General features: G+C 73.7%; 11 protein-coding genes. All 11 read left to right on the forward strand.

Annotated elements, in window-relative coordinates:
* The first annotated feature begins 194 nt into the window (after positions 1-194).
* The 11 genes from ACGFZS_RS27460 to ACGFZS_RS27510 are packed head-to-tail and all read left to right on the forward strand — an operon-like array spanning position 195 to position 12,739.
* Positions 195-2,309, forward strand: a complete 2,115-nt coding sequence (locus tag ACGFZS_RS27460; RefSeq protein WP_393797375.1) for a glycoside hydrolase family 27 protein — start codon at positions 195-197, stop codon at positions 2,307-2,309.
* A gap of 14 nt (positions 2,310-2,323) precedes the next feature.
* On the forward strand, positions 2,324-3,616 hold the full coding sequence (locus ACGFZS_RS27465) for an ABC transporter substrate-binding protein (protein WP_393797343.1): 1,293 nt from the start codon (positions 2,324-2,326) through the stop codon (positions 3,614-3,616).
* Position 3,617: 1 nt separating this feature from the next.
* Complete coding sequence (locus tag ACGFZS_RS27470; protein ID WP_393797344.1) at positions 3,618-4,553, forward strand: carbohydrate ABC transporter permease; 936 nt, start codon at positions 3,618-3,620, stop codon at positions 4,551-4,553.
* Positions 4,553-5,401, forward strand: coding sequence for a carbohydrate ABC transporter permease (locus tag ACGFZS_RS27475; RefSeq protein WP_393797345.1), 849 nt, complete (start codon positions 4,553-4,555; stop codon positions 5,399-5,401). Before ACGFZS_RS27470 ends, ACGFZS_RS27475 begins: the two co-directional genes overlap by 1 nt.
* 8 nt (positions 5,402-5,409) lie before the next feature.
* Positions 5,410-7,476 carry an alpha-galactosidase gene (locus tag ACGFZS_RS27480; protein WP_393797376.1) on the forward strand — a complete coding sequence of 689 codons (2,067 nt, stop codon included), beginning with the start codon at positions 5,410-5,412 and terminating at the stop codon, positions 7,474-7,476.
* A gap of 40 nt (positions 7,477-7,516) precedes the next feature.
* Positions 7,517-8,290 carry an SDR family NAD(P)-dependent oxidoreductase gene (locus ACGFZS_RS27485; protein WP_393797346.1) on the forward strand — a complete coding sequence of 258 codons (774 nt, stop codon included), beginning with the start codon at positions 7,517-7,519 and terminating at the stop codon, positions 8,288-8,290.
* A gap of 28 nt (positions 8,291-8,318) precedes the next feature.
* Positions 8,319-9,095 (forward strand): FadR/GntR family transcriptional regulator, encoded by a 777-nt coding sequence (locus ACGFZS_RS27490; protein ID WP_393797347.1) that lies wholly within the window; start codon positions 8,319-8,321, stop codon positions 9,093-9,095.
* Positions 9,092-10,237 carry a galactonate dehydratase gene (dgoD, locus tag ACGFZS_RS27495; RefSeq protein ID WP_393797348.1) on the forward strand — a complete coding sequence of 382 codons (1,146 nt, stop codon included), beginning with the start codon at positions 9,092-9,094 and terminating at the stop codon, positions 10,235-10,237. The genes ACGFZS_RS27490 and dgoD overlap by 4 nt, the downstream gene beginning before the upstream one ends.
* On the forward strand, positions 10,237-11,076 hold the full coding sequence (locus tag ACGFZS_RS27500; RefSeq protein WP_393797349.1) for a hypothetical protein: 840 nt from the start codon (positions 10,237-10,239) through the stop codon (positions 11,074-11,076). The genes dgoD and ACGFZS_RS27500 overlap by 1 nt, the downstream gene beginning before the upstream one ends.
* Before the next feature lie 20 nt (positions 11,077-11,096).
* Positions 11,097-11,726 carry a bifunctional 4-hydroxy-2-oxoglutarate aldolase/2-dehydro-3-deoxy-phosphogluconate aldolase gene (locus ACGFZS_RS27505; RefSeq protein WP_393797350.1) on the forward strand — a complete coding sequence of 210 codons (630 nt, stop codon included), beginning with the start codon at positions 11,097-11,099 and terminating at the stop codon, positions 11,724-11,726.
* Positions 11,723-12,739 (forward strand): sugar kinase, encoded by a 1,017-nt coding sequence (locus tag ACGFZS_RS27510; RefSeq protein WP_393797351.1) that lies wholly within the window; start codon positions 11,723-11,725, stop codon positions 12,737-12,739. Before ACGFZS_RS27505 ends, ACGFZS_RS27510 begins: the two co-directional genes overlap by 4 nt.
* The last annotated feature ends 7 nt before the right edge of the window (positions 12,740-12,746 follow it).

The following is a 12,746-nucleotide window of genomic DNA, read 5'->3' on the forward strand; positions in this document are numbered from 1 at the left end:
ACCAGGATGTTGACAACGTTGCCATGACGACTGACAACGTTGCCGAACATGACTGCCCGAAGGTGGAGCTGTCAAGAGTCTGTGCATGCCTCCGCGCTGCTTCTATTAAATTAGTAATTAATCTTGACGTGGTTTCGGCCTCGGGTCACAGTCTTCGCCGAGACGTTCCCATCCCCCGGGAGACGCACGTGACCCTGCACCCGCCCGCACCCAGACCCCGGCACCACCGGTTCACCCGGCCCGTCCTCGCGGCGGCGACCGCGGTGGTCCTGGCCGCCACCGTGACCCCCGACGCCCTCGCCGGGACGGCCGTCGACCAGGGCGCACCCGCCGCCTACGACAGCGGCCTCGCGCCGACGCCCTACATGGGCTGGAACACCTACTACGGACTCGGCGCGCCCACCGAGAAGGAGGTGCGCTCCGTCGCTGACAAGCTGGTCGGCAGCGGTCTGCGCGACAGCGGCTACGACATCGTGTGGCTGGACGGCGGCTGGCAGGCCGACAACCCCCGTGACGCACAAGGGCGGTTGACGGCCAACCCGGAACGCTTCCCGTCCGGCATCCCGGCGCTCGTGTCCTACCTGCACCGGCGCGGCCTGCGGGCCGGCATCTACACCGACGCCGGCGCCTACGACGGCGGCAGGAGCTGCGGTCTCGGCAGCCGTGGGTACTACGACCAGGACGCACGGCAGTTCGCGAGCTGGAAGATCGACGCCATCAAGGTCGACTTCCTGTGCGGGATCGGCGCCGGGCTCGACCCGGGGCCCGCGTTCAAGGAGTTCAGCGACGCGGTCGCCAAGTCCGGCCGCCGGATGCTGCTCAACCTCTGCAACCCGCTCACCGACGACTGGGGCCTGCCGCACACCCCCGAGCAGGACGCCCACAACACCTACGTCTACGCCCCGGCGATCGCCGACTCCTGGCGCACCGGCACCGACATCGCCTGGGGCACCCCGAGCCCCGGCCAGTGGCTCAACGTGCTCCGTACCATGGACGCCAACGCCTGGCACCCCGAGGCGCAGGGCCCCGGCCACTACAACGACCCCGACTACCTCATCCCCATGCGGAGGATGACCGACGGGTCGTACGAGCTGACCCAGGAGGAGTCCACCACCCAGTTCGTGATGTGGGCCGAGATGGGCTCCCCGCTGGTGCTCGGTTCCGACCCCCGCACGCTGTCCGACTCGATGCTCAGCACCCTCCGCAACCCGGAGATCATCGCCGTCGACCAGGACCCCCTCGCGATCCAGGGGGTACGGGTGGCGACCGACCAGGTCGGCGACGTCTACAGCAAGGTGCTGCGGGGCAGCGGGCAGCGGGCGGTCGTCCTGCTCAACCGCTCCGACCGGCCGGCCGAGCGCACCGTGCGGTTCGCCGACACCGGCCTCGGCGGCCCGGTACGCGTCCGTGACCTGCGGGCCCGCGCCGACCGGGGCACGCACACCGGGTCGTACACCGTGGCGGTTCCCGCGCACGGCACCGCGTTCCTGAAGCTGACCGGCGCCGACGCCCTGCCCGGGACGGACCTGGGCGTGACGGCCACCGCGAGCCCGGCCGTGACGGGCGACGGCACCGTCTTCCTCCGGGGACCGCACGGCTCGCTCGTCGAGCAGGCCGGCGGCAGGACGAGGGACCTCGGCGGCCCCGCGCGGGGCCGGATCCTCGGCCAGCCCGCCGCCCACGCCTCGGCCGGCGGCCGGATCGACGTCTTCGTGCGCGGCGCCGACTCCCGGGCCTACCGGCGGGTCCACGCCGACGGCCGCTGGGGCCGATGGCAGTCCCTGGGCGGCGAGTTGACCGACGCGCCGTCCGTGGCCTTCACCGACCCCGTCCACTGGACGCTGTTCGCCCGCGGGGCCGACGGCACGGTCGTGCAGCGCGGTCCGGCCACCGCCTGGTCCTCGCTCGGCGCGCCCGGCGACCGGACGACCTACGGCCGCCCGTCCGCCGTTGTCGACGCGCAGGGGCGCGTCCAGGTCGCCGTCCGCACCGCCGCCGACGACGTGTGGACGCGGTCGCGCGACACGTCGGGGGAGTGGTCCGCGTGGACCCCGCTCGGCGGGACCGTCAGCGGCAGCCCGACGCTGGTCGCCGCCGGGGACGCGGTGCTGCTCTACGCGCGCGCCGCCGACTACACGCTCTGGCAGCAGCGGTACGCGGACGGCGCCTGGCAGGGCTGGAGCAAGCGGCAGGAGTTCCCGAGCGCCGCGTTCGACGGCTCGCTCGGCGCGGTCGCCGGCCCGGACGGAGCCGTGGACGCGGTCTTCCGCGGGGTCGACGGCCACGTGTACCGGACCACATTCAAGTAACCGAGGGATCCATCATGGCCAACCATCAGCCCAGCCGCCGCCGGTTCCTCGCCGGACTCGGCGGAGCCGGGACCGCGGCACTGCTCAGCGGCTGTGTCACCTCGACCTCCTCCGCGAAGAGCTCCTCGAAGGGCGCGGTGACCCTCCAGTCCAACCTCTCCGCCCCGCAGGCCAAGACCGCGATGGAGGACCTCGTCGCGGCGTACGCCAAGAAGGGGTCCGGCAGGGCGAGCCTCAACACGGTCGCCGCCGAGACCTTCCGCACCCAGCTGCCGACCTACCTCACCTCGGCCAACCCGCCGGACGTGCTCACCTGGTACCCCGGCTCGGTGGCGGACGCCTACGCCAGGAAGAACCTGCTGCTCGACCTCGACGAGGTGTGGAGCTCCTCACCCGACCTCCAGAAGTACAGCAAGGCGCTGAACTCGCTCTGCACCTCCAGCGCCGGCAAGAAGGTCTTCGTGCCCGCCACCTACTACTGGTGGGGCATGTTCTACCGGAAGTCGAACTTCGCCAAGTGGGGCGTGACCGAACTCCCCAAGAGCTGGGACGACTTCCTCGGCCTGTGCGAGAAGCTGAAGAGCAAGGGCGTCGCCCCGATCGGGCTCGGCGCCGGCGGCAACACCCCGTGGGTGGCCTCCGCCTGGTTCGACTACCTCGACATCCGGATCAACGGCGCCCGGTACCACCGTGAACTCCTCGCCGGGAAGCACCGGTTCGACGACCCCGAGGTGCGCAAGGTCTTCGACCGCTGGCAGGAGGCGCTGCCGTACTTCGACCCGAACGGCGTCGCCCTCCCCTTCCAGGACGCCACCACGGCCCTTCTCAGCGGCAAGACCGGCATGATGCTCATCGGCACCTTCTTCGCCGACGCGGCCCCCAGGAGCGCCCTGGACGACATCGACTTCTTCCGCTTCCCGGTCGTCGACGCCAAGGTCCCGCTCGCCGAAGAGGCCCCCGTGGACGGCTACTTCGCCAGCGCCCGCACCGGCCGCACCGACCAGGTCCACGACCTGCTGAGCTACCTCGCCACCGCCGAGGCCCAGGAGATCTACATCAAGGGCTCCTCGGGCACCGTCCTGCCCTGCAACCCGGACGCCCAGGACGCCGGGACCCCGCTGGTGAAGAAGGGCCGCGCACACATCGCCGCGGCGGCCGAGATCACCCAGTTCTTCAACCGCGACTCCAGCGACGCCCTCCAGCCCACCGCGGACACCGCGCTCACCAAGTTCCTGGCCAGGCCCAAGGAGATCGGCGGCATCCTCACCGACTGGCAGCGCGACGCCCAGAAGATCTGGAACGCCTGACGTGGCCGTGCTGACCGCCCCCGAACGGAAGTCCCCGGCCCGCCCGCCCGCGAGCCGCGGACGGGCCCGGGGCTCCCGGCGCACCCCGCCGCTGGTCCTCGCCTTCGTCCTGGTTCCGCTGCTCGTCGAGGCGTTGTGGGTGTTCTGGCCCGCGCTGCAGGGCTTCTACCTCGCCCTGACCAGGTGGGACGGCGTCTCCCCGCCGCGGTTCATCGGGCTCGGCAACTTCCGGGAGATGGCCCACGACGACGTCTTCCGCGGCGCGGCCGGCCACACCGTGCTCTGGCTGGTCCTCTTCGGCGGACTCTCCGCCGTACTGGGCCTGGCCACCGCGCTGCTGCTCCAGCAGGAGCGGCGCGGGGTCGGCTTCTACCGGGCCGCGCTCTTCCTGCCGGTCGTCTTCTCGCTGGTCGCCACCGCCCTCGTCTGGCAGGCGATCTACCAGCCCGACGGCGTCCTGAACCGGCTGCTGCAGAGCGTGGGCCTCGGCAGCCTCCAGCACGCCTGGCTCGCCGACCAGGACACCGCCCTGTACGCGGTGATCGTGCCCGCGCTGTGGCGCCAGATCGGCTACGTCATGGTGCTCTACCTGGCCGGCCTCAAGGGCATCGACCCCGCGCTGTACGAAGCCGCCAAGGTCGACGGCGCGAGCGCCTGGCAGCGCTTCCGCCATGTCACCCTGCCCCAGCTGCGCAGCGTCAACGCGGTCGTCCTGTCGGTCATCGTCATCGACTCGCTGCGCTCCTTCGACGTCGTCTGGTCCCTGACCCGCGGCGGCCCCTACCACTCCTCCGAACTGCTGAGCACGTACATGTACTCGACCGCCTTCCAGTCCCTGCGCCTCGGCTACGGCTCCGCCCTCGCCGTCGTCATCTTCGTGCTGGCCTTCGGGGTCATCGCCTCCTATCTCGTCCGCGCGTTCCGGGAGGCCGACTGATGTCCGCCCCGTCCACGGCGGTGCGCCGCAAGCGGGCCGCGACCGCCGGATTCCACCTCGGCGCCGGTGCCCTGGCCGTCCTGTGGCTGCTGCCCATCGCCCTGGTCCTGGTGACCAGCCTGCGCACCTTCGACGACATCGCCGCCCACGGCCTGGGCAGCCGGCCGCACTCCTTCACGCTGTCCAACTTCGGCCAGGCCTGGAGCGACGGCGGCCAGCAGCAGGCCATGATCAACAGCCTGCTGGTCACCGTGCCCTGCGTCCTGGTCACCCTCGCCCTCGCCGCGATGGCCGCGTTCGCCCTCAGCCGCTACGAACTCCCCTTCCGGCGCGCCCTGTTGCTCCTCATGCTCGGCGGCAACCTGCTCCCTCCCCAGATCCTGCTCATCCCGGTCTCCAAGCTCAGCGAGCTGATGGGCGTCTACGACACCCTGCCCGCCCTCATCGGGGTGCAGATCGGCTTCGGCGTGGGCTTCTACGTCTTCGTCCTGCACGGGTTCATGCGGTCGATCCCGGTGGAGATCCAGCAGGCGGCCGTCGTGGACGGCGCCGGACCCTGGCAGATCTTCCGGCGGATCATCCTCCCGCTGACGCGTCCCGCCCTGGCCGCGCTCAGCGCGCTCTCCTTCACCTGGATCTTCAACGACCTGCTCTGGGCGATCACCGTCCTGCGCAGCGACTCCAGGATGCCGGTCACGGCCGCCCTCATCGGACTCCAGGGCCAGTACGTGTCGATGTGGAACGTGATCGCGGCCGGGTCGGTCATCGCCGCCGCGCCCACGGTCGCCGTCTTCCTCAGATTCCAGCGGCACTTCGTGGCCGGCCTCAACCTGGGAGCGGTCAAGTGAGCGGTCAAGTGACGGACCAGCGCTGGACCCTGCGGACGGCGAACACCTGCTACACCGTCCGGCTCTCCCCGGACGGGCCGTGGGCCGAGCTCGCCGCCTGGGGCCCGCCCGGCGTCGAGGACGGCCCCTCCGCCCTGGACCGGTCCCACCGCACGCACTTCATCACGCCCGCCGACGTGGCCCCGGCCGAGTATCTGCCGTACGGGCTGCGGCCGTTCACCGGGTCCGAGGTGGTGGCCTCGCGCCCGGACGGCGAAGAGCGGGGCATGTGGTGGGAGTTCGAGGGCGCGGAGGCTGCCGACGGATCCCTGCGTCTGGCCTTCACGGACGACGTGATCGGACTGCGGACGGTCCTCGGTTACGAGACCGTGCCGGGCACCGATGTGATCCTCCGCTGGGCCGAGTTCACGGCCCGCGACGACGAACTCCGCCTGGAGCGGCTCGACTCGGCCGCCGTGACCGTCCCGGTCACCGGCGCGGCCCGGCTGACGTATCTCTGCGGACAGTGGTCCCAGGAGTTCCAGCACACCCGACTCGACCTCACCAGAGGCACGTTCACCATCGGCAGCCTCCAGGGCGTGCCCGGTCACGCGTACGCGCCCTGGCTCGCCGTGCAGGACGGGGACGCCCCGGCCGCCTACGGCGTCGCCCTCGCCTGGCCGGGCAACTGGCACATCACGGCGGAGGCCGAGCCCGGCGGCGCCGTACGGGTCCGCGCCGGACGCGTCCCGCACGAGGGCGCCGTCCGCCTCGGCCCCGGCGAGACGCTGGTGACCCCCCGCCTCGCCTGCGCGTTCAGCCCGGACGGCCTCGACGGCCTGTCCCGGGTCTGGCACCGCTACGAGCGGCACCTCGCCGGGGAGCGGCTGCACCGCCCCCGCAAGGTGCTCTACAACTCCTGGGAGGCCACCGGATTCGACGTCGACGCGGCCGGCCAGCTGGAGCTGGCGAAGGCCGCCGCGGACCTCGGGGCCGAACTCTTCGTCGTCGACGACGGCTGGTTCACGGGCCGCGCCGACGACACCGGAGGACTGGGCGACTGGCACCCGGACCCGGAGGCCTTCCCGGACGGCTTCGGCCGCTTCGTCGAGGACGTCCGGGCCCTCGGACTCGACTTCGGACTCTGGGTCGAGCCGGAGGCGGTCAGCCCCGGCAGCCGGCTGCAAACCGACCACCCCGAATGGGTCTACCGCGTCGACGGCCGCCCGGCCCGGCTCGTCCGCAACCAGCTGCTCCTCGACCTCGGCCGGACCGACGTCCAGGACTTCGTCGTCGGCACCCTCGACCGGCTGCTCACCGCGCACCCGATCGGCTACCTGAAGTGGGACATGAACCGGCCGCCCACCGAACGCGGGCGCCCCGGCACCGGCCCGGCCGACCTGGACGCCGAGCACGTCGCCGGCTACCTGCGCGTCCTCGACCACCTGCGCACCGCCCACCCCGACGTCACCGTCGAGGGCTGCGCCGGCGGCGGCGGACGCGTCGACCTCGCCACCCTCGCCCGCACCGACGTCGTCTGGCCCAGCGACAACACCGCGCCCCTGGACCGGCTGCGCGTCCAGCACGGCTTCCTGCACGCCCACGCCCCGCACGTCATGAGCTCCTGGGTCACCGACGCCCCCGGCATCCTCGACCCGCGCCCGCGCAGCCTCGCCTTCCGCTTCGTCAACGCCCTGTGCGGAGTCCTGGGCATCGGCGCCGACCTCCGTGCCTGGACCCCGGAACAGCGGGCGGAGGCCGCCCGGTGGATCGCCCGGTACAAGGAGGTACGGGACGTCGTCCACCACGGCGAGGTCCGGCTGCTCGGCACACCGGACGACCCCACCTGCGGTGTGCAGTACGACGCCGGTGACCGGACCGTCGTCGCCGCGCTCTCCACCGGCCGCCTCGACGGTGCCCCGCTGCTCCCCGGCCGCCCCGACCGGCTCCGGCTGCGCGGCCTGGAGCCGACGGCACGCTACCGGGAGACGGCGAGCGGAACCTCGTACAGCGGAGCCCATCTGCTCCACTACGGCCTGCCGTTCGCCTGGAATGCCGGGTACGACGCCGACCTGGTGGTACTGACCCGCCTGTAGGACGCATATGTTTCCAGCAGCTCACCCTCTAAGGAGCCCGATGGACCAGTCCGTACGACGGTACGGTGCCCGTTTCACCGGCCGGACCGCCGTGGTGACCGGAGCCGCCTCCGGCATCGGAGCCGCCACCGCCGAACGGCTCGCCCGGGAGGGGGCCGCCGTCGTGCTCGCCGACCTCGCGGACGAGCGCGGCCAGGCCGTCGTGGACGGGATCGAGCGGGACGGCGGCCGGGCCCGGTACGTGCACGCGGACGTCGCCGACGAGACCGACTGGACGCGGATCGCCACCGCCGCCCATGACTTCGGCCCGGTCGACGTGCTCGTCGGCAACGCCTACACCGTCGACGTCCGGCCCGCCCACGAGCTGTCCCTGGAATCCTGGCAGCGGCAGCTCGCCGTCAACCTCACCGCCGGCTTCCTCGGCGTCAAGGCGGTCCTGGCCGACCTGCGCGCCCGGCGCGGCGCCGTGGTCCTCACCTCCTCCGTGCACGCGCACGCGGGCATCCCCGGTCACCCGGCCTACGCCGCCGCCAAGGGCGGCCTGCTGTCCCTGTGCGGACAGCTCGCCGTCGAGTACGGACCCGAGGTACGCGTCAACGCGGTGCTGCCCGGGCCGATCCTCACCGGCGCCTGGAACCGGGTCCCGCCCGAGGAACGGGACCGCAGCATCGCCCAGACGGCCGCCCGCCGGTTCGGCACCCCCGAGGAGGCGGCCGCCGCGATCGCCTTCCTCTGCGCCGACGAGGCCTCCTACGTCACCGGGGCCAGTCTCGTCGTGGACGGTGGCTGGAGTGTCGTGAAGGCCTCCGCATGACGCCCTGTGAACAGAAAGGCTGTACGACATGACGCCCTACGCCCGCCGCGGTGTGCACGGACAGACCGTGGAGGCCCTGGCGCGCCGCATCCTGGGCGGCGAGATCCCGGAAGGGGCCACGCTCGACCTGGTGGCGCTGCAGAGCGAACTCGACGTCAGCCTCACCGCCCTGCGCGAGTCCCTGAAGGTGCTCGCCGCCAAGGGCATGGTCGACGCCCGCCAGAAACGCGGCACCTTCGTGCGGGCCCGCGCCGACTGGAACCTGCTCGACGCCGACGTACTGCGCTGGCAGTTCGAGGGCGGCCGCACCACCGACGCCGACCGGTCGCTGCTGCACAACCTCGCCGAGGTCCGGGCGATCATCGAACCGGCCGCCGTCCGGCTGGCCGCCGAGCGCCGCACCGAGGCCGACCTGGTGGCCCTGGAGGTCGCCCTGGCGGCGATGGGACGGAAGGAGGCCGACCCGGGCGACGCCGTCGACGCGGACCTCGCCTTCCACCGCGCCCTGCTCGCCGCCACCCACAACGAACTGCTCGAACGCATGGAGATGGTGCTGGAGTCGGGCCTGGCCCACCGCGACCGCATCGTGCACAGCGCCCCGCACAGCGAGGACCCCGTCCCCGCCCACCGCGCCGTCCTGGACGCCGTGCGCGACGGCGACCCGGCGGCGGCCGAGACCGCCATGCGCGCCCTGCTCGACCAGGCCGGCCGCGACCTGGCCCGGCTGCACGGACCCGACGCGACGGCCGGATCGGACGCGGCGGCCGGTTCCGACGACGACACGAAAGGCGGCGGCGGTCAGTGAAGATCGACCGAATAGAGACCTTCCTCGTCCCGCCGCGCTGGCTGTTCTGCCGCGTCGAGACCGACGACGGGGTGGTCGGCTGGGGCGAACCCGTCGTCGAGGGGCGGGCCGAGGTCGTCCGGGCGGCCGTCGACGTCCTCGCCGAGTACCTGATGGGTCAGGACCCGCTGCGCATCCAGGACCACTGGCAGGTGCTCACCAAGGGCGGCTTCTACCGGGGCGGCCCGGTGCTGTCGAGCGCCGTCGCGGGACTCGACCAGGCCCTGTGGGACATCGCCGGCAAGACCTACGGCGCGCCCGTGCACGCCCTGCTGGGCGGACCGGTGCGGGACCGGGTGCGGGTCTACGCCTGGGTCGGCGGCGACGAACCCGCCGAGCTCGCCGAGCAGATCGCGGCCCAGGTGGCGGCGGGCTTCACCGCCGTGAAGATGAACGCCGCCGGCGCCACCTCGCCGATCACCACACCGGCCGAGACCGCGGCCGTCGTCGCCCGGGTGGGCGCCGCCCGGGACGCCCTCGGCCCGGACCGCGATGTCGCCGTCGACTTCCACGGCCGGTTCACCGCCGCGAGCGCCCGCCGCGTGCTGGCCGAACTCGCCCCGCTGCACCCGCTGTTCGTGGAGGAACCCGTCCTCCCCGAACAGGGCCACCTGCTGCCCGGCCTGGTCACCGCGAGCCCGGTGCCGCTGGCCACGGGCGAACGCCTCTACTCACGCGCCGAGTTCCTGCCCGCCCTCGCCGCCGGCATCGCGGTCGCCCAGCCGGACCTGTCCCACGCGGGCGGCATCTCCGAGGTGCACCGCATCGCCTCGCTCGCCGAGACCTACGGCGCCCAGCTCGCCCCGCACTGCCCGCTCGGCCCCATCTCGCTCGCCGCCGCCCTCCAAGTCGCCTTCGCCACCCCGAACTTCCTCATCCAGGAGCAGAGCCGGGGCATCCACTACAACAAGGACGCCGACCTGCTCTCCTACCTCGTCGACCCCGAGCCCTTCCGCTTCGTGGACGGGCACGCGCGGCGCGGCGACACCCCCGGACTCGGCATCACCCTCGACGAGGGCGCCGTCCGCGCGGCCGACCGGACCGGGCACAGCTGGCGCAACCCGGTGTGGCGGCACCCCGACGGCTCCTTCGCGGAGTGGTGATGGAGGCGGTCACCGACCTCGCGCACGGCGGCCGTTGGACCTCCTTGCGGCACGGCGGCCGCGAATGGCTGTGGCATCGCGAGGACCCGGCACGCGACGGGGTGGCGCCCGACGGCGTGGCACGCGACGGCGTGGCGCCGGGCGACGCGTTCGTCGACGCGGGCGGACTGGAGGAGTGCGTCCCCACCGTGCGCGGCGCCCCGGACCACGGCGACGCCTGGTCCCGCGCCTGGACCCGGGACGGGCGGACCGACCGCGTCCGCTGCGAACGCTTCACCCTCACCCGCGAGTTGAGCGCCACCGCCGACGGCGTCGAAGCCGCCTACGCCCTGACCGCCGAGCCCGGCTTCCTGTTCCTGTGGGCCGCGCACGCCCTGCTGGACCTCGCCGAGGACGCCGTCGTACGGACCCGGTACGGAGCGCCCACCCGGCTGTTCCCGGAGGCGGCGCCCCTGCTGGACCGCCCCTGGCCGGCCGGCACACCCTGGCTGGAGGGCGGTTGGCCCGCACCGCTCGGGCTGCGGCTCGACCGCTTCGGACCGGACGACGGCACGGCGGTCGGGGCCGTGGTGGCCGGCGGCCGCTGCTGTGTCCACGACGGCGCGGACCGGCTCGCCCTGGCCGTCGAGGCCGAGGGACAGCCGCTGTCCGTCGCCCTCTGGCGCAACCTGGGCGGCTTCCCGGCCGGCCGGCCCTATCGCAGTACGGGCGTCGAGCCCATGCTCGGCCGCGTCTTCGACCTCGCCGACGCGGGCCCGGACGACGCGGCCCGCGTCCCCGCCTCGGGCGAGGTCCGCTGGCGGCTCGCCCTGAGCGCCGCCTGCCACTGCCCCCACTGACCGAGGAAGGAGATGTGCTCGTGGATCTGCGAGCCGCCCTCACCGCCCGTCGTCTGATCGCCATCGTGCGCGGCGGCGACCCGGACGCCGCCCTGCGCACCGTGCTGACCCTGGCCGAGGAGGGCATCGAACTGATCGAGGTGTCACTGAGCGGCGCCGACGCGCTCACCGTCCTCGCCCGGGCCCGCGAGGAACTGGGCCCCGGCCGTCCCCTGGGCGTCGGCACGGTGCTGACCGCCGCCGACGCGCACGCCGCCCACCGCGCGGGCGCCACCTTCGCCGTCACCCCCGGCCTCGGCGCCGGCGTGGACACCGCGCAGCACCTCGGCATGCCGGTCCTGGCGGGTGTGCTCACCCCCACCGACGTCATCGCCGCACAGGCCCGGGGCGCGAGCGCCCTGAAGCTCTTCCCGGCCGCGGAAGCCGGGGGAGCGGCCTATCTGAAGGCGTTGCGGGGCCCGTTCCCCGACGCGGCCTTCGTCCCCGTGGGCGGTGTCGACGTGGCCGCCGCCCGGGCCCATCTGGCCGCCGGGGCGACCGCCGTCGGCGTCGGCTCACCCCTCGTCGGCGACGCGGCGGACGGCGGCGACCTCGGTGCCCTGCGCGACCGGGCCCGCGCCTTCCGGGCCGCCGTGGAGGAACGGCCGTGACGGCGCCCTGGCCTCCGCTGCCGGGCCCGGTCGTCTGCGTCGGCGAGACCATGGCGGCCCTGGCCCCCGACCCGCCCCGGCCGCTGGCGGACGCCGAGCAGCTGCGGCTGTCCCTCGCGGGAGCGGAGTCGAACGTGGCGATGTACCTCGCGGACCACGGCGTGCCCGCCGTCTGGCTCTCGGCCCTCGGCGACGATCCGCTGGGCCGCCGCGTCCGCGCCGCGGTCGCCGCCGCCGGGGTCGACGTCACCCATGTGCGCACCGACCCGGGCCGGCCCACCGGCCTCCTCGTCAAGAACCCCGGCCCCACCGGAACGACCGTCCACTACTACCGCACCGGCTCGGCGGCCTCGGCCCTGGACCCCGGCCTGCTCGACGGCGAACCGCTGCGCTCGGCCGCCCTCCTGCACCTCACCGGCATCACCCCCGCCCTGTCCCCGTCCTGCCGCGCCCTGGTGTCCCGCGCCCTCGACGTCCCGGCCGCGCAACGGCCGTACGCCATCAGCTTCGACGTCAACCACCGGGCCGCCCTCTGGCCGGACGGCACCGCGCCGGGCGTGCTGCGCGCGCTCGCCGACCGGGCCGACATCGTTTTCACGGGCCTCGACGAGGCACAGGAGCTGTGGGGCGCGGACCTGACCGTCACCGGGCTGCGGGGCCTGCTGCCCGGCCCCCGGATCCTCGTCGTCAAGGACGGCGCCCGCGCCGCGTCGGCCGTCACCGCGGACGGCGTGTGCACGGTGCCCGCGCTGCGCACCGCGGTGGTCGAACCCGTCGGCGCGGGCGACGCGTTCGCGGCGGGCTTCCTCGCCGGTCTGCTGCGCGGCGGCACGACGACCCGCGCCCTCCGGCTCGGCCACATCACGGCCGTCTCCGCCCTCCGCGTCACGGGCGACCACGGCCCGCTGCCCGCGGCGGCGGACATCGACCGGCTGCTCGACCTTACTGTCCCGGACTACGAGCGGTACGACGATCGACCGGCGGACGGATCGACGCGGGCGGAGCGGCGATGACCGTGCC

The sequence above is a fragment of the Streptomyces sp. NPDC048288 genome (assembly GCF_043201555.1).
In the GTDB taxonomy this organism is placed as follows: Bacteria; Actinomycetota; Actinomycetes; order Streptomycetales; family Streptomycetaceae; genus Streptomyces.

Coding starts and splice junctions, on each gene's coding strand:
- ACGFZS_RS27465 (WP_393797343.1), top strand. CDS start 2,324: ATGGCCAACCATCAGCCCAGCCGCCGCCGGTTCCTCGCCGGACTCGGC.
- ACGFZS_RS27475 (WP_393797345.1), top strand. CDS start 4,553: ATGTCCGCCCCGTCCACGGCGGTGCGCCGCAAGCGGGCCGCGACCGCC.
- ACGFZS_RS27490 (WP_393797347.1), top strand. CDS start 8,319: ATGACGCCCTACGCCCGCCGCGGTGTGCACGGACAGACCGTGGAGGCC.
- ACGFZS_RS27485 (WP_393797346.1), top strand. CDS start 7,517: ATGGACCAGTCCGTACGACGGTACGGTGCCCGTTTCACCGGCCGGACC.
- ACGFZS_RS27500 (WP_393797349.1), top strand. CDS start 10,237: ATGGAGGCGGTCACCGACCTCGCGCACGGCGGCCGTTGGACCTCCTTG.